The sequence below is a fragment of the Sphingobacterium sp. 1.A.5 genome (assembly GCF_002734235.1).
Lineage (GTDB): Bacteria > Bacteroidota > Bacteroidia > Sphingobacteriales > Sphingobacteriaceae > Sphingobacterium > Sphingobacterium daejeonense.
The window spans coordinates 1-21,301 of record NZ_PEBA01000001.1; the positions used below are offsets into that span (position 1 = coordinate 1).

19 protein-coding genes and 1 pseudogene are annotated in these 21,301 nt (G+C 37.6%); 5 read left to right on the top strand and 15 right to left on the bottom strand.

Annotated features, from left to right (window positions below; all coding sequences use genetic code 11):
• Both CRT24_RS00005 and gcvH read right to left on the bottom strand, forming a co-directional pair.
• Nucleotides 1-193: pseudogene (locus tag CRT24_RS00005) on the bottom strand (IS5/IS1182 family transposase); the annotation flags it as partial.
• Between the two features lie 132 nt (nt 194-325).
• The gene (gene gcvH / locus CRT24_RS00010; protein ID WP_099369211.1) at nt 326-706 is read right to left on the bottom strand and encodes a glycine cleavage system protein GcvH; all 381 of its coding nucleotides are present in this window, start codon (nt 704-706) and stop codon (nt 326-328) included.
• 74 nt (nt 707-780) lie between these two features.
• On the opposite strand from gcvH, the gene CRT24_RS00015 reads away from it, so the two are divergent.
• Complete coding sequence (locus tag CRT24_RS00015; protein ID WP_099369212.1) at nt 781-1,974, top strand: anhydro-N-acetylmuramic acid kinase; 1,194 nt, start codon at nt 781-783, stop codon at nt 1,972-1,974.
• Here CRT24_RS00015 and CRT24_RS00020 read toward each other — a convergent pair.
• From CRT24_RS00020 to CRT24_RS00070, 11 genes are all read right to left on the bottom strand, one after another.
• The gene (locus CRT24_RS00020) at nt 1,968-2,630 is read right to left on the bottom strand and encodes a DUF2461 domain-containing protein (RefSeq protein WP_099369213.1); all 663 of its coding nucleotides are present in this window, start codon (nt 2,628-2,630) and stop codon (nt 1,968-1,970) included. The genes CRT24_RS00015 and CRT24_RS00020 overlap by 7 nt on opposite strands.
• Nucleotides 2,631-2,636: 6 nt before the next feature.
• The gene (locus CRT24_RS00025) at nt 2,637-3,434 is read right to left on the bottom strand and encodes a phosphatidate cytidylyltransferase (RefSeq protein ID WP_099369214.1); all 798 of its coding nucleotides are present in this window, start codon (nt 3,432-3,434) and stop codon (nt 2,637-2,639) included.
• Complete coding sequence (locus CRT24_RS00030) at nt 3,435-3,647, bottom strand: putative signal transducing protein (RefSeq protein ID WP_099369215.1); 213 nt, start codon at nt 3,645-3,647, stop codon at nt 3,435-3,437.
• Entirely contained in the window at nt 3,610-4,554 is a 945-nt protein-coding gene (locus tag CRT24_RS00035) for a CPBP family intramembrane glutamic endopeptidase (RefSeq protein WP_099369216.1), read from the bottom strand. The genes CRT24_RS00030 and CRT24_RS00035 overlap by 38 nt, the downstream gene beginning before the upstream one ends.
• A 17-nt stretch (nt 4,555-4,571) precedes the next feature.
• A complete protein-coding gene (locus CRT24_RS00040) occupies nt 4,572-5,285 on the bottom strand; it encodes a DsbA family oxidoreductase (RefSeq protein ID WP_099369217.1) in 714 nt (237 codons plus the stop codon).
• A 71-nt stretch (nt 5,286-5,356) separates the two neighbouring features.
• Nucleotides 5,357-8,644, bottom strand: coding sequence for a S41 family peptidase (locus CRT24_RS00045; RefSeq protein ID WP_099369218.1), 3,288 nt, complete (start codon nt 8,642-8,644; stop codon nt 5,357-5,359).
• A gap of 93 nt (nt 8,645-8,737) precedes the next feature.
• Nucleotides 8,738-9,475, bottom strand: coding sequence for a zinc ribbon domain-containing protein (locus tag CRT24_RS00050; protein ID WP_099369219.1), 738 nt, complete (start codon nt 9,473-9,475; stop codon nt 8,738-8,740).
• Nucleotides 9,475-10,572, bottom strand: a complete 1,098-nt coding sequence (locus CRT24_RS00055; RefSeq protein WP_099369220.1) for a Nif3-like dinuclear metal center hexameric protein — start codon at nt 10,570-10,572, stop codon at nt 9,475-9,477. Before CRT24_RS00055 ends, CRT24_RS00050 begins: the two co-directional genes overlap by 1 nt.
• The gene (locus tag CRT24_RS00060; protein WP_099369221.1) at nt 10,562-11,047 is read right to left on the bottom strand and encodes a hypothetical protein; all 486 of its coding nucleotides are present in this window, start codon (nt 11,045-11,047) and stop codon (nt 10,562-10,564) included. The genes CRT24_RS00055 and CRT24_RS00060 overlap by 11 nt, the downstream gene beginning before the upstream one ends.
• Nucleotides 11,048-11,797: an alpha/beta fold hydrolase gene (locus CRT24_RS00065; RefSeq protein ID WP_099369222.1), complete on the bottom strand. Its 750-nt coding sequence runs from the start codon at nt 11,795-11,797 to the stop codon at nt 11,048-11,050.
• Nucleotides 11,798-11,813: 16 nt separating this feature from the next.
• Nucleotides 11,814-12,527 (bottom strand): SAM-dependent methyltransferase, encoded by a 714-nt coding sequence (locus tag CRT24_RS00070; protein ID WP_099369223.1) that lies wholly within the window; start codon nt 12,525-12,527, stop codon nt 11,814-11,816.
• Between the two features lie 227 nt (nt 12,528-12,754).
• Between CRT24_RS00070 and apaG the strand changes: the two genes are divergently transcribed.
• From apaG to CRT24_RS00090, 4 genes are all read left to right on the top strand, one after another.
• A complete protein-coding gene (apaG, locus tag CRT24_RS00075; protein ID WP_099369224.1) occupies nt 12,755-13,141 on the top strand; it encodes a Co2+/Mg2+ efflux protein ApaG in 387 nt (128 codons plus the stop codon).
• Between the two features lie 102 nt (nt 13,142-13,243).
• Complete coding sequence (locus CRT24_RS00080; protein WP_099369225.1) at nt 13,244-15,088, top strand: ABC-F family ATP-binding cassette domain-containing protein; 1,845 nt, start codon at nt 13,244-13,246, stop codon at nt 15,086-15,088.
• 64 nt (nt 15,089-15,152) lie between these two features.
• Nucleotides 15,153-17,012, top strand: coding sequence for a tRNA uridine-5-carboxymethylaminomethyl(34) synthesis enzyme MnmG (mnmG, locus tag CRT24_RS00085; RefSeq protein ID WP_099369226.1), 1,860 nt, complete (start codon nt 15,153-15,155; stop codon nt 17,010-17,012).
• Nucleotides 17,013-17,089: 77 nt separating this feature from the next.
• The gene (locus CRT24_RS00090) at nt 17,090-18,769 is read left to right on the top strand and encodes an Ig-like domain-containing domain (RefSeq protein ID WP_099369227.1); all 1,680 of its coding nucleotides are present in this window, start codon (nt 17,090-17,092) and stop codon (nt 18,767-18,769) included.
• Here CRT24_RS00090 and CRT24_RS00095 read toward each other — a convergent pair whose 3' ends face one another.
• Nucleotides 18,770-19,282, bottom strand: coding sequence for a gamma carbonic anhydrase family protein (locus CRT24_RS00095; RefSeq protein ID WP_099369228.1), 513 nt, complete (start codon nt 19,280-19,282; stop codon nt 18,770-18,772). It lies immediately after the preceding gene.
• Between the two features lie 21 nt (nt 19,283-19,303).
• Nucleotides 19,304-20,896 carry an L-aspartate oxidase gene (gene nadB / locus CRT24_RS00100; protein WP_099369229.1) on the bottom strand — a complete coding sequence of 531 codons (1,593 nt, stop codon included), beginning with the start codon at nt 20,894-20,896 and terminating at the stop codon, nt 19,304-19,306.
• Nucleotides 20,897-21,301 lie beyond the last annotated feature (405 nt).

Below are 21,301 nucleotides of genomic sequence, written 5' to 3' on the forward strand. Positions count from 1 at the left end.
TGATGAGCATCCTGGGATGGAAACTGGTCGTGCCTCCGCCTTTATACTGACGGATGATATGTTCCAGATCCAACTGGTCAACAACCTGACTCACCAAACGAACCGGATGGTTCAAGGGGATACGGTCTAAAATATTCTCAGGAAAAAGACTCGGACTATTGGATGGAAGAGCTTTGAATTGTATGTTTGCCATATTGTTTTTTGGGTGCACCTTAAGATACAAAATCTTGAGGACAAAAAACAGAAAAACCCCGCCATTTTTTAATGACGGGGTTATTTTTTTAAGAGACCTTTTTAGACAGCCCCTTTTATTTTCTTATTGCGATTACGCGTTAATTTCTGATTGGTATGCGTCAGCAGACAATAGACCATCTACGTCAGCAGCATTGTTTAATTTAACACGGATAATCCAACCTTCACCATAAGGATCAGAGTTTACCAACTCAGGGTTTGAATCAATTGCGTCATTTACAGACAAAACAGTAGCTGTAACTGGCATAAAAAGATCAGATACAGTCTTAACAGCTTCCACTGATCCGAAAACTTCGTTTGCAGCAACCTCATCACCGACAGTGTTTATGTCTACAAACACGATATCACCTAATTCTCTTTGAGCAAAATCTGTAATACCAATAACTGCTTCATCACCTTCTACACGAACCCATTCGTGATCTTTGGTGTATTTTAATTCTGAAGGAAAATTCATGTCTTTTCTATTTGTTTTTCCCCCAAAAATAGGATTAAGAATGGAGAATACAAAAGTTATTGTATTTTTATCCTATGAATCCCAGCATCGCCAAACTATCAGATATTGCCCTAAAAGAAGATAGATTAATCATTGGGTTAATGTCAGGAACATCTTTAGATGGACTGGACATAGCACTCTGTAAATTCAATGGAAACGGTAATAATACCAAGCTCGAACTCCTCAAGTTTGAAACCATGGATTATACCCGGGAATTTAGAGTATGGATTCGAAAGGTTTTCGCGAAGAAAACCATTGACCAGCAGACCCTTTGTGGATTAAACCCCTATATAGCAGAAATACATAGCAACTTAATTTTGAAAGCGCTCAAGAAGTGGAAGATAAAGCCCGAGAAAATCGATGTTATTGCAAGCCATGGTCAGACTGTTTTCCATGCGCCACAATCGCTGACAGGAGATCGCTCACTTCCAAACAGTACCCTTCAACTTGGGGATGGTGACCATATTGCCGTTAAGACCGGAATAATATGTCTTTCGGATTTTAGACAAAAACACTTGGCCGCAGGTGGAGAAGGAGCCCCTTTAGCGGCGTATGGTGATTACCTCCTATTTTCTTCTGAAAATGAAAACAGGATATTATTAAATATAGGAGGAATATCAAACTTTACCTTTCTTCCTAAAATTGGTTCCGAATCGAAGGCCTACGCCACTGACCTTGGCCCGGGAAATACAATGATGAACCAATACATGGAAAAGCATTTTGGACTAGAAATGGACGAAGATGCGGCAGTTGCCATAAAAGGAAAGGCCAATGACGTTCTTCTGAAAGAACTTATGAATGAAGAATTTTTGGATTTGAGTTTTCCCAAAACAACAGGCCCCGAACTGTTCAATTTAGAGTATCTGAACAATGCCCTTAAGAAAACAGCTTTACAAAACCTGAGTCACGAGGATATTATGGCGACCTTGAATCTGTTTTCTGCGCAGACCATAATAAACGGAATTAAGAAAGCTACGAAAGACATGGATGGGTTTAAGGTATATGTGAGCGGAGGCGGTCTTCACAATCCTTTGACTATGCAGCAGCTCCATAGAGAATTTCCTGATCAAGTAACTTCTTTCTTGGACCTTGGCATAAATCCGGATGCAAAAGAAGCTTGTTTATTTGCTGTTCTGGCAAATGAAACTTTAGCGGGCAATCCTCAATCTGTCAAAAACATTAAAGACTCTCCCGCGGTTTGTATGGGAAAAATAAGCTTGCCTTATTGATCTAAGGCTTGGTGGATAAATTCTTTGAAAGGTATCATCGTAGCATAACTCGAAATAACCGTTTCCAAGGCTTTTGAGGACTCCATGTCTTTTCGGCTGATATTCATTGACAAGATGAAACTACGGTGCTTTAAAAGCTCTATATGTTCGTTGTCCGCTGAATATCCTGCGGGAGGCCTCTGCAACTTGTCCTCCGATGAAAGATCTTCAGCTTTCCAACCTCCTTTTTTCAATGCTTCGAACAATTCAGGAGCACTATAGTCAATTTCCTGTCTGATGGCTTCCAGGTGGTTCTTATCTGGTCTCCAATAACCCACAGCAATGAAAGTTCCATTAGGTTCTATATGGATATAATATTCAGGTCCTGCCAATTTTCTGCCGTCTACTGAGATTCCGGCAGCAAACCATGATTTGTAAGGGTCCTTGTTTTTGGAAAACCGAACATCTCTATAGATTCTGAAAAGACATTTCTTCGCGGAAATATCCTGGTTGATATGCGGATCCATGCCAGAAAGTCCAACAATGATTTGTTCTATAAATTCAGTAACATTCTTCAAAGCGGCTTCATAAGCAGGCTTATTCTCTTGAAACCATTCTCTATTGTTGTTTTCTTTAAGATTGTTTAAAAAGTCAAAAGTTGCCTTTTCTATTTTCATGGTAAATTAAAATAAGGTAAGCAAAATATAAACTAAAGGTGCAGCAATTAAAAGCCCGTCAAATCTATCTAAAAAACCACCATGACCTGGTAAAATACTTCCTGAGTCTTTGATACCCAAACTTCTTTTCAACATGGATTCCACTAGATCACCCAGGGTTCCAAAGATTCCAATGATAGCAGCAATCATTACCCATTCTAGTTTTGTTAGAGTTCCAAACCAATAGGAAAGCCCAAAGGCAACGCCCATAGCCAATAAAACACCACCAATAAATCCTTCCCATGTTTTGTTGGGACTTATGCGTTCGAATAGCTTTGTCCTTCCCAGGGCTCTTCCTGAAAGATATGCCCCTGTATCATTTGACCATAGTATAATTAAAAATCCCATCGGGATATATGGATTGAAATCTCCATTGATAAATCCTAACCCAATAAAAAACAAAAAAGGAATCGTGCCATACCAAATTCCTAAAATGGTATAGGCAATATCATGAAATGGTTTTGCTCTTTTAAGATATAGAGATGAAATAAAAAGAAGAGAAAATAGCGGTATTGCTAAGCCAAAGTATTTTAATTCTATATAACCCAAAAAGTATGCAATGGCGATGGTAGCCAAAACGATGGAAGTAACTAATCCAAGACCTTCCAAGGGTTTTGTTTCCTCTGTTTTACAGATTGTAAAAAACTCTTTAGCTGCAAGAATCCCTACAATACCAAAAAAGATGGAGAATACATATTCATTAAAAATCGTTGCGCAGACGAGTGCAACAACAAAGAAAAATCCAGTAATTGCTCTTGTTTTCATTTATTCTTCTTCATCTCCAAAAGAATCGATCAAAGCCAAAGCTTCCACGGAATGTTCTTGATCGACATATAACTCAACAACACCAAAAAAATAGGATGAGTCCTGTTTATTTAATACTACTGCCGGAATATTGTTTTCAAGGAGCATGTTTTTAACAATCTCTGCCTCAAAAGGTTTATTGTATACTTTGATTTTCGTCCAGTTTGAGTCCATTTACTTTATTTTTTTGTTGTGATATCTTATAAAAATAATAACCTACACCGATGCTCAGGATAATACTACCGATATATAATGGTACACTGTATGCGTCGGAGTTTTGTAAGTCTTCGTAGGTCTTTCCATCTTTGAAATATAAAAATGCTATTATGGTTACTGAAACATTGTTCAGAAAGTGTGCAAATACGGGAACCCAAATGTTGTTTGTCCATAATAAGGCATAACCGAATATTAATCCAAGAAACATTCTCGGAAAGAAGCCATAAAATTGAACATGAATAGCTGAAAAGATGATTGCAGTTACCCAAATTGCAACATGCGCATTTTTGAACATCCTTTCAAAGATCTTTTGCAATGCTCCTCTAAAATAGAATTCCTCAACAATTGCCGGCAAAACAGCCATCACAAGAATATTCAGCAACAGAAGGTCTATCCGATCTACCATGACCAACCGCTCTGTCAATTCTGCCATCTGGTCTTCTTGGCTACGCATCCAGTTCTCAGTATTCTCCAAAAATCTTGGAAGCTTCATGTCCATGTTCCAACGGCTGATTAATTCCATCGCGGGATTAAAAACAATTAGAAAAGCAAAAATCAAGATCAAAAATGTGCCTACTTTATAAGGTTCAGAAGGAAAATATTTGACCTGCTTCTTTTCTATCATCTGTAGGAATATGGCAGGAAGTAGAAATGTGGAGATACTGCTAACGCCCAAAAGTAAATATAACATGTTCGTATCCTCAGGATATATATTTCCCCCTGAATTTAGAATACTGTTGATATCACCACTGCTGAATACGATGCCTAAGACAACAAACAGTTGCAAAACAAAGGTGCAAGCAAAGGTCAATCCCAAAAGAATCATCAGGGATAACCATGGCGAATTTGGCTTAGACTGGTACATAATTGGTTTCCTTAAAACTAAATATCACATTTATCATCTGTACAGCTCGGTGCTGAACTATCTCCTCCCAAAAACGTAATATCAGGATTGCTTTCTTTCCATTCTGAAAAGCTTTTTTCCAGCGCTTCCACGAAAACACTTTCCGGTTGTGCTCCAGAGATCGCGTATTTACGGTTCAACAGGAAAAAAGGAACTCCGCGAATTCCAATCTGTTGTGCCTCGGCGATGTCCTGCTTTACTTCGTAGGCATATTTATCACTATTTAATGCCTCTTTAGCGGCATCTTCAGAAAGACCAACCTCTTGAGCCAATGACAATAAAACGCTGTCATCTTCAATATTCAATCCGTCTTCAAAATGAGCCTTAAAAAGTTTCTCCTTCATTGCTGTACCCTTACCTTCTGAATCAGCAAAATGAATTAACTCATGAGCTTTAAATGTATTCGCAGGGATATTTGTGCCGAAATTAATGTTAACACCCGCATTTCTGCCCATCTGCTCAACATGATTTGTCATTTCCTTAACCTGTTCCAAAGGCATTCCTTTAGACTCACTCAAGTATTTGTAAGTCGTATCACCCTCGACGTGATGGTAATTGGGATCTAATTGATAGCTTTTATACTTAACCTCAATCTTATCCTTGAAACTTAAAGAATCAAGAGCTTTTTCAAAATGAGCCTTCCCGATATAACAGAAAGGACACATGATATCAGACCAAATTTCTATTAGCATTCCCAAAAATACTTTTTAAATTCTAAAAAAGAACGAAAGCCAAGAGCAAAACCCTTGGCTTTCGTTGAAAATTAGTTTACCCTGACAGGATCTGCAGGTTTTTTAACTTCCTTGTAAGGATAAGTTTTCATTTCCTCCAATAAGATCTGAACTGTTCTTTCGAGCTGTGGATCTTTTCCTTGCAACAGGTCTTTAGGCATTTGCTCTACGAATACATCTGGTGCAACACCTTCGTTTTCGATGATATAGTTGCCGTCAAGATCAAAGATTCCAAAGTTAGGTGAAGTTACCATTCCACCGTCCAGTAATTGTGGATAGCCAGAAATACCGACCAAGATGCCCATTGTTGTTCGGCCAACCAATTTGCCCAAGCCTTTGAACCTGAACATATATGGCATCATGTCTCCACCAGAACCCGCGTTCTCATTGATAATCATGGCTTTTGGACCAAAGATTCCGTTTCCAGGAGTTGTGAAGCTCTTACCGTCACGAATTCCCCATCCAGAAATTAACTCCCTAGACAATAAATCAATTACATAATCAGCAACGGAGCCACCACCATTGTTCCTTTCGTCCAATAGAAGGGCTTTTTTATCCATCTGGGAGAAGTAATAACGGTTGAAAGAAGTATAACCCTCTCTGCCCGTATTAGGCATGTAAACATAGGCTATTTGACCGTTACTTAAGGAGTCAACCTTCTTGCGGTTGCTTTCCACCCAAAATTGTCTTCTTAGCGCAACCTCATTGCCAAATGAAATAGGTTTTACCGTAATTTCTCTAGCACCAGCCATTGTCGGTTTATCATTTACTTTCAATCCTATTTGTTTATCAACTGTAAAATCAAATAAGCTGTAAATATCCGTATCGGCAGTCAGTTCTTTTCCATTTACGGCAAGAATATACACCCCTTCTTTTACACCCAAACCTGGTTCAGCAAGAGGAGCTTTGAAATTAGGGTTCCAGTCCATTCTGTTGTAAATTCTCTTTATTTTATATCGATTATTTTCAATTACATAATCAGCTCCCAATACGCCCGCAGAAACAGAAGGAGCAGATGGTTCGTCGCCAGGATAAATATAACTGTGCCCTACAACCAATTCACCAAGCATCTCATTCAATAAGTAACTAAGGTCAGAGCGATGGTTTACATAGGGCAGGAATTTCTCGTACTTCGCTTTTACAGCATTCCAATCTGCACCATGCATGTTCTCGACATAGAAGAAATCTTGCTGCATAGCCCAAACTTCATTAAAGATCTGCTTCCATTCTTCTTCAGGTTCAACCCTTAATTTAATGTCATCAAGCTTGAGCTTACCGGTATCGCCTGTTGGTTTTTGACCTGCAGCAACAATAAAGTATCCTTGAGCATTTCTATATAGCATTTGTTTCCCATCATGACTGATGCTAAAGCCTCTAGTTTTTTCAACGATTAATTTTTCCTCAAGCTTTTTAAGATCATAAGCATAAATATTCCCTTCCCTTACATAGATTAACATATTCTCTACTGATCCATCAAAACCATAAGAACCATTCGGAATACTTAATGCAATAATGCGATTGTTGATGTTATTGAAATCTACCTTGATAGGCTTATTCTGATCTTTGGACTCTTCAGATTTCTTATCTTTATCAGAGTCTTTTTTAGATCCCTTCTTATCTTTTTTATCTTCTTCTTTTTGTTCTTTAGAGTCCTCTGTTTTTATTGTTTCCTCATCGCTTTCATTCTTGAAAATAGAAGGAGAATCACTGGACAAAATAAAGGCATAAGTAGAGTATTGCGATCTTCTGTCGTAAGCGGTCATATGGAGACCAGAGTTTGTCAACCCCACGTCAGTACTCGCATTAAAAATCAGATATTTTCCATCTCTGGTAAATATAGGGCGTTGCACCTCACTCATTCCGTCTGTAACCTGTTGAGAATGCTTCGTATCAATATTGTACATATAAACAGCATTAACACCGCTCTTGAGTGTTTTCACATAAGCTATCCATTTTGAATCTGGAGACCAGCTCGATTCGAAATAATTATAAGAACGGCCGGTATGCGAGCCTAAATAATCATCATCCACTTTTGTGATTTTCTTGGAATCAATATCAACAAAGAATAGATTTAAATGTGAATCATTGTAAAAAAGCTTTTTGCTGTCAGGAGACCAAGTAGGTTGGAAATAAAAATTTGATGTTCCCAAATTGATATAAACAGGTTCGTCCATTCCTTTTTGGTCGCGTAATACGAGTTCATATTTTCCATTTTTGTCAGAGACATAGGAGATCCATTTACCGTTGGGAGACCAAGCTGGGAATTTTTCGTGGGAGCCTGGGGAATTTGAGATGTTCCTGGCGTCACCTTTTTCCTTTGGAACAGTAAAAATCTCACCCCTTGCTTCAAATAAAGCGCGCTGTCCCGTTGGGGAAATTTCAAAATTACGTAAGTCATCTTTCATATCTACGTAATGCCCTCTTTTTGATAAAGCATCCGCTTGAATATGAATAGCAATAGGATTAGTGGTTTTATTAGCAGTATTAAGCAAATGAAGCTTACCTGCTTGCTCAAAAATCAGCTCAGAACCTTTGCCTTGAAGGGTCCTTACATCGTAATCACTGAAATTTGTTAGTTTACTGACCTGTTTTGTATTAACATCATAACTAAATACATTGACGATCTTGTCTCTGTCGGACAGAAAATATACTTTATCGCCTAACCAAATAGGTTTTACATCATTGCATTTCTCGCCTGGTACAACCTGTACATCATGCGTTTGAGTATCAAATATCCAAATAGAAGGCATTCCACCTCCGCGATAACGTTTAAATGCAACGCGATCTCTTTCTGTAGGATCACCGTTTTTAATATATGCCCAATATCTACCATCCGCTGAAGGGGAACCTTGATTTGCCTCAGGCATAATCAGTGGATAATCTACGGAACCGTCAATTTTGGTTTTATATAACCTTAATCCAAGGGAATAGTTCAATTCACGTTGGGTGGTGAAGTAAACTTCATCGTTTGATAGCCATCCTCTTAAAACATCACCTGCAGGGTGGCTAGTAACGCGCTTGGGTTCGCCTCCTTGAATGGATATGACATACACATCTGTATTTCCATCATAATTGCCTGTAAATGCAATTTTCGAGCCATCTGGTGAAAAGATTGGGTTTTGTTCTACGGCAGGATTGACCGTGAGACGACGTGGGTTTTGACCGTTTTTATCGGCAATCCAAATATCACCGCCATATACAAAGCTGATATGGTTCTGACTGATGCTTGGGTTTCTCAATAATAGGGTTTCTTCAGCTGTTTGGGCAAAACTGAGTTGACCAGCAGCTAAAGCAAATAAAGTAATTATATTCTTTAGCATTTTAATAAATTGGTGTTAATAATTTGGTAAGACAATAAATATACAAAAAACGCCGACACAATGTATCGGCGTTACTTTATTTATAGTAATTAACTATGCTTCTTCAGATGCGATTTCCTCGTCTACTAAAATTCTACCACAGTGCTCACAAATAATGATTTTCTTTCTTTGGCGAATTTCTGATTGTAACTGAGGTGGAATCTTGTTGTGACACCCTGAACAGCTATCACGCTCAATTGAAACCACTGCCAATCCGTTACGGAATGACCTACGTAATTTCTTGATTACTTTTAGTAAGCGCTCGTCGATATTCTTTTCAGATTTTTCAACTTCTGCTAACAATTTGTCTTCATCCTTTTGAGTCTCAGACGTGATTGTTTCCAATTCTTGTTTCTTGGCATCCAACTCACCTTTGCTGAAATCTACGTTCTTCGCTGTAGCTTCATAAGCTTCAGTTTTGTTCTTGATTTCGAATTCAGCTTCACGGATACGCTTTTCACAAACTTGAATCTCTAACCCTTGGATTTCTATCTCTTTTGAAATAGCATCGTACTCACGGTTATTTTTAACTTCGTTTAGTTGTGTTTCGTATTTTTTGATTGCTGCCTGCGCATCTTTGATCATGTTTTTGCGCTTCACAATAGAATCTTCTAATTCGTCCAGTTCGTTACGAATTTTTTCGATACGTGTATCTAAACCTGCAATCTCATCTTCCAGGTCTGCTACCTCGATAGGTAGTTCTCCACGTACTTGGCGAATCTTGTCAATCTCTGTTTCGATTGATTGCCAAGCCCATAAAGCTTTTAGTTTTTGTTCTACGGTTTGTTCCATTAACTGTAGTATTTTATTGGATTTGTGTCTATTTCCGTCAATAGGACAGCAAAGTTAGCAAATTTTTTCTGAATTATATCTAACAATAATTCTTGCGTAAATTGTTCGCTTTCAAAATGTCCGATATCTGCAATAATAATCTCGCCTTCAGCATCAAAAAATTCATGATACTTATAATCTGCCGTAATGAAAATATCAGCACCAGAACGCTTAGCATCACCCAGTAAAAAGCCTCCCGCACCTCCACAGACTGCCACTCGGCTGATTTTCTTGCCCAAGGTTTTCGTATGTCGAATCACATTCAGCTTCATCTTATCTTTCAGATAAGCTAAAAACTCCATCTCATCCATCGGGTTTTCAAGATTGCCAATAATGCCAGAACCAACATATAAAAATGGATTATCCAATCCAACAACTTGGTAAGCTACTTCCTCATATGGGTGTGCCGATAACATCGAAACCAATATCTTGCGCTCTGATTGAGCAGGAAATATAACTTCAATCTTGGTTTCTTCTACACGTTCTTGGTCACCTACCGTTCCAATGGCAGGATTTGCGCCTTCTAATGGCCTGAATGTCCCATATCCAGCGGTATTATAACTACATTGGTCATAATCCCCTATTGCGCCAGCTCCTGCGTCAAATATAGCCTGACGAACCTCTTCAACATGAGTTCTAGGAACATAAACAACCAACTTCTTCAATAATCCTGTCTTAGGACGCAATACAGCTTGACTGTTTAAATTTAACATATCAGCCATTTTTGAACTTACTCCTCCCAAAACATTGTCAAGATTGGTATGGATAGCATAAAGAGCAATGTTATTCTTGATTGCTTTTATAACCACGCGCTCCACATAGTTCTTTCCGGTGAATTTCTTTAAACCAGAAAATACAATAGGATGATGAGAAATAATCAAGTTGCATCCTTTTGCTATGGCATCATCAACTACAGCCTCTGTACAATCCAAAGAGATTAAAGCTTTATGAACCTCCTGTTCAGGATCTCCAACGATCAGACCCGAATTGTCATAGCTCTCTTGGTAATTTAATGGTGCTATTTCTTCTAAATATTTTATAATCTCTTTAATTCTCATCTTTTTTTGATTTTCCCTCTTCAGTTTCCAACCATTTATTATGCTCTAACAACAATACTCTGTATTGATTGATTTTAAACCAATAAGTAATGAAATAAACAAAGCTTACCACCATGCCCAAAATTCTCCAGAACAATGGGAAAGGGAAATTATATATTAAGAACGACCAGGCATAGGTCATCCCAGCAGTAAAGGTAGGGTCTTCCTCAACAGCGATCTTACGATCATAGAATTCATTGTTCAAAGAATAAGATAACCGCCTTGCTACTTCAAAATTCCAGTAGATATTAAAAAATGGAACGACTAAAAACCATGCTTGATTGGGCAATATCGCTTGATTTTCCTTAGAAATAAGCTTTAGAGTGCTCCTAACAGTATTGGCAAAAAGTACCCATATAATTAAAATAACGACTACGAAAAAAATACTGATTCTTTCAATTTCAGCGGTCAGTTCGGGCGAAAGTACATCGTTCATTTATTTTTCGTTGTTTAAGATTTTCACTAATTCATCTAGTTTATTGATCTGTGGATTATGGTCTGCTTCCATTTCGATCACTTTCCAGTTATATTTCTTTGCTCGCGTTGAAAAGAAATAAAAATCATCCTTCCCTACCCCATTTTTTGGATCAAATGTCAAGATATACGTGCTGGGTATCTCTAATCTTTTGCTGTTTTTTAAAACTATGGATTCCTTAATAGATGCCAATGGATGTGGTACATCTCTTGGAAAGGCCGTTGTATCTTTTACCCAAGACGGAAATACATATTCTCCATCTGGACTTGAAATGATGTCTGCTGTAGGGCTGCCTTCCACATAAGCAGCTACACTCTCTCCGTTTTCAGGAAGAAATGCATCTAAATAAATGACCTTTTTTAACTTCTCGGGAATACTGTCCGCCACTCCTGTTACGACCATCCCTCCGTAGCTGTGACCAATGAGTATAACAGAGTCTAATCTTTCGAATAAAATCGTATTTACAACATCTTTGATGTGGGTGCTTAAGTTGATATCAGCGTTTGCCAAATGGTATCTCTCGCCTAATCCGGTAAGATTAACCCTATATACTTTTGAACCTAATTTCTCAAGTTCATTTGCGGTATTCTTGAATTGCCAAGATCCGCCCCATGCTCCGTGAACAATAACATAAGTTGGTTGTTGCGCAAAAATGTTTAAACAAGGAAAGCTCAACAACAGTATTAAAAATAGGGCAAACTTTTTCATCATCTATAAAAATACGATTTTATGATGCAAAAATTAAAAATATACAAGGCTTCTTGTGCAAATCAATCGTTGTATTCTTCCAATCAGCTATAGTTTTGGTTTTAATATACTCATCTTCACCTGTTACATTACATGCAACACATAGTTTTGTCTGAGGTTTGCAGCTTTTCAATAACTCGGAAAGCATTTGATTATTTCTAAAAGGTGTTTCAATAAAAATCTGCGTACTTCTTTCTCTGGCACTCTGATTTTCCAAATCCTTAATAGCTTTTGTTCTAGCACCTTTATCTATTGGAAGATAGCCTTTGAAGCTAAAATTTTGACCATTAAAGCCAGAGGCCATCAATCCCAATAGGATTGAACTTGGTCCTACCAATGGAATAACCCTGATTCCTCTTCTATGAGCTTGGAATACCACATCAGCGCCTGGATCAGCAACCCCTGGGCAACCTGCTTCTGACATCAAACCCATATCACTGCCTTGCTCTACCGACTTGAAAATTTCAGTATAATTAATCTTTTCACGGCTATGTTTACCATAATCATGGATAATAAGCTCACTCTGTGGCCTTTTAAGTCCCGCCTCTTTCAAGAATTTCCGAGCTGTTTTTTCATTCTCTACCACATATTCCTTGATATTATTGATGATATCGTAATGGAGAATGGTATATGAAGCTTTTTCGGCATGCTCTGCCAAGGGTACTGGGAGTAGATATAAAGTGCCTTTTGCCATGTTACAAACCTAATCATTTGCCATTTAATTTAACAAAAATTGAGTTTTATTAATATTTTAACTTTTACATAATTGAAATATTACATAAATAATTTGAGGCTTCAACTTTTTGTTTGTTACTTTATTTCAAACACTTATGGATTATTATTGTCTTATAAATGTAAATTAGAAGAACCATAATCTCGATATTTTGTCTAAATGAGGAGAATATATATATTTGGTTGACTATGACAACACAAACTACATCAGGTGTAAAAATTTCAGTTGAATCCACTTATCAGTCTGAATATTCTAATCCAGAGAACGAACATTTCATGTTTGCCTACAGGATTACAATAGAAAACTTGAGTGAATATACCATTCAATTGGTAAGACGACATTGGAATATTTATGACTCTATTGGCTTGAATAAGCAAGTAGATGGTGATGGTGTGGTAGGCGAGCAACCAATCCTACAACCTGGGGAGATGCATCAGTATGTATCGGGCTGTAACCTGAAAAGCGATATGGGTTTTATGGAAGGATACTATGAAATGATCCGTGAAATGGACAACTCTATCTTTCATGTTCATATCCCCAGATTCAATTTAATCGCTAACTATCGCCTTAATTAAGGTACCCTCCTTCCGTCAACTTACTGTATACTTTTCATTATTAATTTATTCCTAATAAATATTTAATAATTTTGTGCTTGGATTTTTACGTCAACACATCAAGTGAGTATTTTAAGCACAGAACAAGTCAGCCATTCTTACAACGACAAATGGTTATTTACTGATCTTCATTTTGCCTTACAAAAAGGAGATCGTGTGGCATTGGTCGGTATTAATGGTACCGGTAAATCTACCCTATTAAAAATATTAGCAGAGATCGTTATTCCCAATAAAGGAAAGGTAGTCAAAGAAAAGGGATTAAGAGTCGGATACCTGCCTCAGGATCCAGATTTCTCTGACCTGAAGACCATCAACGATTTTATATTCAGCGCCGACAACGAACAACAGCAATTAATCAAAGAATATGAGGAACTAATTGAAAATGAAGATGTTACCTCAAAAAAATTCTTAGAAATCACTGAAAAGCTTACCGCTTTGAATGCTTGGGAATATGAAAATAACATCAAGACTATTCTCAGCAGGTTTCAGATCACCAATTTTGATCAACGAATTGATTCATTGAGTGGAGGTCAGAAAAAGCGTCTAGCATTGGCGAAATTATTGATAGATGAACCCGATATTTATATACTGGATGAGCCAACCAACCACTTGGATATTGAGACTATCGAATGGTTAGAAAAGCTTTTGACCACAGGCAACAAAACAGTTTTGCTAGTCTCCCACGACAGGTATTTTTTAGACAACATCTGTACGGAGATTCGTGAGCTGGACAAAGGTCAGGTCTTTCTTTACAAAGGGAACTATGCTTACTTCTTGGAGAAGAAAGCAGAGCGAGAAGCTAATGAAATTTTGGCTGCAGACAAGGCGAGGAACCTTTGGAGAAAAGAACTTGATTGGATGCGGAGACAACCTCAAGCTCGTGGTACAAAAGCCAAGGCAAGGATAGAATCTTTTTATGATTTAGAAGAAAAATCCAAGGGACCAAGGAAGAAGGACCAGGTAGAATTGAGCATGCAAGTTTCGAGGCAAGGAAACAAAATCCTTGAAATTAATGAAGCTTCATTTGCTGTTCCCAACAAGAATATCCTCTCCCCTTTTACCTATACTTTCAAGAAGTCGGACCGGATTGGGTTAGCCGGAAAAAATGGTAGTGGCAAGACCACTTTCCTTAATCTTATTACTGGAAATATCCAGCCGACCAGCGGTTCAGTTTCTATCGGTGAAACGACAAAGTACGGTTACTATAGACAAGAGGGTTTAAGTTTCAAATCCGATGAAAGAGTCTTGGACATTGTAAAAAATGTTGCGGACTACATTGAAATGAAAAATGGAGAAGTGATCACTGCCTCCCAATTATTGACTAAATTTCTCTTCCCTCCTGAAAAGCAATTTGGATTTGTGAGCAAGCTGAGTGGTGGCGAAAAGAAGAGGCTTCAGTTGATGCGTGTGCTGATGGCGAACCCGAACTTTTTGATTCTCGATGAGCCTTCCAATGATCTTGACATTGATACGTTGAATGTCTTGGAAGAGTTCTTGGAAAATTTTCCAGGGGTATTGGTATTGGTTTCGCATGACCGCTACCTGATCGACAAGCTGACCGAGCAGCTCTTCATTTTCCCGGGAGATGGAAACATCGTTATCTATAATGGTAACTATGCGGACTACAAACTGGAGCAAGAAGCATTGGTGAAAAAACCAGAAAAGAAAATAGAAAAAGCGAAGGCGCCAGAGAAGAAACAGAAGCTGAACTTCAAGGAGCAGAAAGAATTTGAAGGGCTGGAAAATGAAATTGCGGAACTGGAAGAAAAGGTAAATTCACTGACGGAGGAACTTTCAAAAACGGCGGACCACGTAGAGCTTCAGAAGATCGCCGAGGAGATCGAAAAAACAAAAACCACTCTCGACGAGAAGACCGAGAGATGGATGGAACTAGCAGAGTTTATATAGCGTTTCACGTGAAACTCAAACAAGGAGATTGAAAAGAGTTTCACGTGAAACTAGAAAAAGATATATGTTCAATAAATATAATGTCATTGTAGTTGGAGCCGGCCATGCCGGATGTGAGGCGGCAGCAGCAGCTGCCAATTTAGGTTCATCGGTTTTATTGATCACCATGAACATGGGCGTTATTGCCCAAATGAGTTGCAACCCCGCAATCGGCGGAGTAGCAAAAGGACAGATCGTAAGAGAGATCGACGCTATGGGTGGATACACCGGAATCATCGCCGATAAGTCAACCATACAATTCAGGATGCTCAATAAATCCAAAGGTCCCGCTATGTGGAGCCCAAGGACACAGAACGACAGAATGCGCTTTGCAGAAGAATGGAGATTGACACTCGAGTCAATCCCAAATCTGGATATGTGGCAAGATACCGTCAAAGAAGTGATCGTAGAAAACGGACAAGCTAAAGGAGTGATAACCTCCATGGGAATCCGTATCGAAGCTGATGCCGTAGTATTGACAAACGGGACTTTCCTTAACGGTGTAATCCATGTGGGTGAGAAAAAATTCGGCGGCGGTAGAACTGGTGAAAAAGCAGCAACCGGACTGACCGAACAGTTGGTATCACTAGGTTTCGAATCCGGAAGAATGAAAACTGGAACTCCCCCACGCGTGGATGGAAGAAGCCTGAATTATGAACTGATGGAAGAACAATGGGGAGATGTTTCACGTGGAAGATTCTCTTATACCGATGTTGAAATTCCACAGGAACAGCGATGCTGTTGGATCACTTACACCAACTCTGCAGTACATGAAATATTAAAGACTGGATTTGAAAAGTCTCCTATGTTCACCGGAAGAATCAAAGGACTCGGACCTCGATACTGCCCTTCCATCGAAGATAAAATCAATAGATTCGCAGAACGTGAAAGACATCAGATATTCGTAGAACCGGAAGGTTTCAGAACAGTGGAAATTTATGTCAACGGTTTCTCAACATCACTCCCAGAAGACGTACAGCTAAAAGCTTTGCAACTCATACCAGGATTTGAAAATGCCAAAATGTACAGACCGGGATATGCCATAGAATATGACTACTTCCCTCCTATGCAACTCGACCTGACCCTGGAAACACTATCCGTAAAACACCTCTTCTTCGCAGGACAGATTAACGGAACAACAGGATACGAAGAAGCAGCAGCACAAGGATTCGTCGCTGGTATAAATGCACACCAAAGAATCAACGATCAACACGAACTCATCCTGAAAAGATCCGAATCCTATATAGGTGTACTGATCGATGACCTCGTAACAAAAGGTACTGATGAACCCTACCGTATGTTCACATCAAGAGCTGAACATAGACTTCTACTTAGACAGGATAATGCCGATATCAGACTGACACCAATGGCACATAAATTGGGATTGGTATCCGATGAAAGACTTCAAAAGGTTAATGACAAAATCAATAACTCCGATAGAATTGTAGACTACCTTAAAAATAATTCAATAGGTACATCAGAGATGAACCCAATACTGGAGGAAAAAGGTTCAAGTCCAATAACCCAAAAATCAAGACTCTTCGGAATCCTGTCAAGACCGCAAATTGAAATCGAAGACATTATCAAAGCTGATAAAGACTTTGCTGAATTCATTACTAATTTTGATGAAGACACCATAGAACAGGCAGGCATCAAAGTTAAATACGATAGCTACTTCGAGAAAGAAATGGAAATCGTGAACAAGATGAAGAAAATGGAAGACAAAGAAATCAATCCGGAATTTGACTATAATTCATTAACTTCACTATCAATTGAAGCTAGACAAAAACTGTTAAAGGTAAAACCAAGAACACTTGGACAAGCATCTAGAATTTCAGGGGTATCACCGGCAGATATCAGCGTTTTGATGGTACACATGAGTTAAATAACTGATTTTCAGTAGTTTAAACAATAAAAACAATAAGCTAAAATAAAACGATTTAAGACACTATTTTAAATTTTATGACTCAGCTATCCAAAAAAGATAATAATTCGTTAAATCGCCTTAAAACAGCTTTATTTCCAAACCTAATCTTTTTAGGTCTTGCATTCATGATATCATTGAGTTTTATCCAATGTGCAAACATGCAAAGACCAACTGGAGGACCAAAAGATTCTACACCACCAGAATTATTAGGAGTCACACCCCCTAACCTATCCAAAAATTTTAAGGAGAAAGTTATCGAAATGACTTTTGATGAATTTATAAAAACGGTGAACCCAGGAAAGGAATTCAATATCTCTCCGGATGTAGAAACTCAACCAATCTATAAAGTCAGGAAAAAAAGATTCATCATCGAATTGCCAGATTCATTGGAAGAAAATACAACCTATACTATAAACTTTGGTAAAGGCCTAGTCGACTTCAATGAAGGAAATCCATTTATCAATTACAACTATGTATTTGCCACTGGTGATGAATTAGATTCTTTGAGCATTTCAGGAAGAGTGCTGAATGGATATACCAAAGACTTTAATCTTGAAAAAGACAAAGAAGTCATTGCTATTCTTATTCCTACTTCTCGCGATTCTATCTTTGGTAAAAAGAAAGCTTCTTATTACACAACTGTAGACTCATCCGGAAATTTTAGTTTCAATAACCTCAGGGAAGATACCTATAGAGTTTATGCATTAAAAGACATGAACAATGATAAGGTCTATAATGGAAATGATGAATGGATAGGATTTTTAAATGATAGTATTACCCTTAATCAAAATGTTTCAGGACTGCTATTGGAATACACGAAGGGTGTCCCTAACATATTCAGGAATCTAGAGAAAAAAATTGATAACGATGGAGCCATATTATTGACGTTTAATCGTCCATTACAGGAACCAGATTTACGAATAATATCTCCTAATCAATTGGATAACAATAAATTAATCAAATACAAACCTACTTTAGATACTGCGAAAATCTATTTGGAAAATCTAGAATTTGATTCTTTAAAGATTGAAGTGGCTGAAAATAACACTCCAATTGATACTATAGATTTAAGGAAAGCTAGAAACCTAAAAATAGACAATACTATTGTTCCTAAATTGAACATCAACAATAAGGTTGATAGAATAAAACATATTGAATTAACATCTGAATACCCAATTGCATCGGTTGATAAGAATAAAATACTAATATTGGAAGATTCTGTTTCTAGAAGGAACTTCCAGCTGCAACAAGATTCATTGAATAGGGAAATGTACCATATCCGATTCAATTGGAGACCAAACAGAAATTATGAGCTTGTAGTACAAGAAGGTGCTATTTTAGGTCCATTTGATGAAACAAACAAAGAGTTTAAATCTCAGTTTACGTTGAATGAAACCGAGAATTACGGCGATATAAACCTCACATTTACAGGTTTGGATTCTGCTCAGAATTATATCGTAGAATTGATCGATGAAACCAAAGAAAAATTGTTTGATGTCAGAAAATTACCTGCAGATAAAATCATGCGATATATTAAATTTCCAGGTGGCAAATATTCTATACGTTTGATTGAAGATGCCAATAACAATGGCAAATGGGACGCTGGTGATGTATATAAGGGAATCCAGGCAGAAAGAATCTGGTATCTGGATAGAACATTTACAATAAGGGCAAATTGGGAGCAGAATGAAACAATAGATGTTTCATTTAAATAGTTACTCAGTAAACCAAGATGAATAAAGCACATAATTGTGCGGTAATTTCTTTAATAAATTAAGCTGCTCATCGGTGAGCGGCTTAATTTTTTTGGCAGGAACACCAGCGTAGAGAAATCCAGATTCACAAACCATATTTTCCAAGACTACAGCTCCTGCTGCAATAATAACATTCGACTGAATATGTGCCTTATCCATTACAATCGCACCCATACCTATTAACACATAATCATCTATCACACAACCATGTACGATAGCATTATGACCGATATTAACATAGTTACCAACATCAGTACCGTTCTTCTCATAGGTACCGTGAATAGTCACATTATCTTGGATATTGGAGTAATTACCTATCTTAATATAATTAACGTCACCACGAATAACTGCATTAAACCAAACCGAACAGTGTGAACCTATAGTTACATCACCTACAATGGTACAATTAGGCGCTATAAAGCTATCTCCCTCTATTTCTGGTGTTTTCCCTTTAACTGGTAAAATCGTCGCCATAAATTGAATTAAACAATAATATTAAAGAATTGTATCTTCCAATACTTCAGCATGGTTCGGATAATCCGTAGTATAATGAAGTCCCCTACTCTCTTTCCTCTGCATTGCTGATTTTACAACAAGGTAAGCAACCTGAATAACATTACGCAACTCACATAACTTGACAGAAAGCTTAGTGTTCTTATAAAAAGACTCTGTTTCTTCATGTAAAAGACCTAACCTACGCATAGCTCTTTCCAATCTAAAATCAGATCGTACGATACCTACATAATCACTCATCAATTTTTGTGTTTCACGTAGATTGTGCGTAACCAAAATATCCTCGTTCAATAATTGAGTATTCGACTCATCCCAAGATGGTACATGATCCTGAAATTCAAGGTTAGCAATATGCTTGCTTGCATCTTCGAAAATACGATGTGCATAAACTGCCGCCTCTAGTAAAGAATTGGAAGCCAACCTATTAGCACCGTGTAATCCTGTTGATGAACATTCACCACAGGCATATAGACTCTTAATAGAAGTAGCCCCATATTCATCAACCAGAATTCCTCCACATAAATAGTGGGCAGCAGGGCTTACAGGAATAAGATCTTTGGTCATATCCAATCCTATAGAAAGACACTTTTCATAGATATTTGGAAAATGCGATAATATATCTGCTTTAGATCGATGTCTAATATCCAGGTAAACATAATCCAAACCTGATTTCTTCATCTCAGCATCAATTGCTCGAGCGACAATATCCCTTGGAGCTAATGAACCTCTTTCATCATATTCCTCCATAAAAGACTCACCATTCGCTCTTTTTAAAATACCACCAAATCCTCTTACAGCTTCAGAAATAAGAAAAGCAGGATATTCCCTTGGATTATAAAGAGCCGTAGGATGGAATTGGATGAATTCCATATTTCTAACTTTACCTTTTGCTCGATAAACCATGGCAATACCATCACCTGTTGCAATAGTAGGATTTGTAGTACTAGAATAAATATGGCCAGCACCTCCAGTTGCCATTAAAGTGATTTTTGAAAGGATCTTTTCAACATGCCCTGTTTGTGTATTAAAAGCATATATACCAAAGCAATTGATATCATTCGTCCGTTTATCCACATGTACACCCAGATGATGTTGAGTAATCAAGTCAACGGCAAAGTAATGTGTTAGTATCTCAATATTAGGTTCAGCATGTACTTTTTCCAATAGAGCACGCTCAATCTCATAACCCGTAATATCCTTATAATGAAGGATTCTATGTTCTGAATGGCCACCTTCTCGAGCTAAATCATATTCACCAGAATCTTCCTTGTCAAAAGTTGTCCCATAGGAAATTAACTCTGCAATGCGTTCTGGACCTTCTTTAACAACGTTTTCCACAACTTGCGCATCACATAATCCATCACCTGCAATTAAGGTATCCTCAATATGCTTATCAAAGCTATCATCTTCATCGGTAACGACGGCGACTCCACCCTGAGCATATTTCGTATTTGACTCATCCTCATTGGATTTCGTCACGATCAGTACTTTCCCAAGCTTCGCTGCTTTTAGTGCAAAACTCAATCCGGCAATACCGGAACCAACGATCAAAAAATCAACTTTTCTATCTAGCATGTAATCTTAATTGTAGATGCTTTCTTTAATTCCTATTAAACCAACAAATTAACAAATAATGTGCAAAACGTGTAAATAACTCGTGGATTAAAATGTAAAACTTCTTTTATTTCCACAATACTAGCAATTTTCACACATGTATTACCAAAATATTAAGAGAATATGATTCAAATATTAACAACTTCCGAACAATTATAATTTCACATCAAAATATGGAAAAAATAAATGGTCAAAAACGAGAGAATTGAAAATCAATACTTAAGCCCCAGAAACCTGTGGATAAATTGTGAATAACTATAGAATATCCACTAAAAAAAATAAATTTCAATTGAATTATCCCCATTTTCCACATGCTAATAAACAACAAGATTCTTCTTTAAAAAAAGAGTTATTATTTATTGAAAA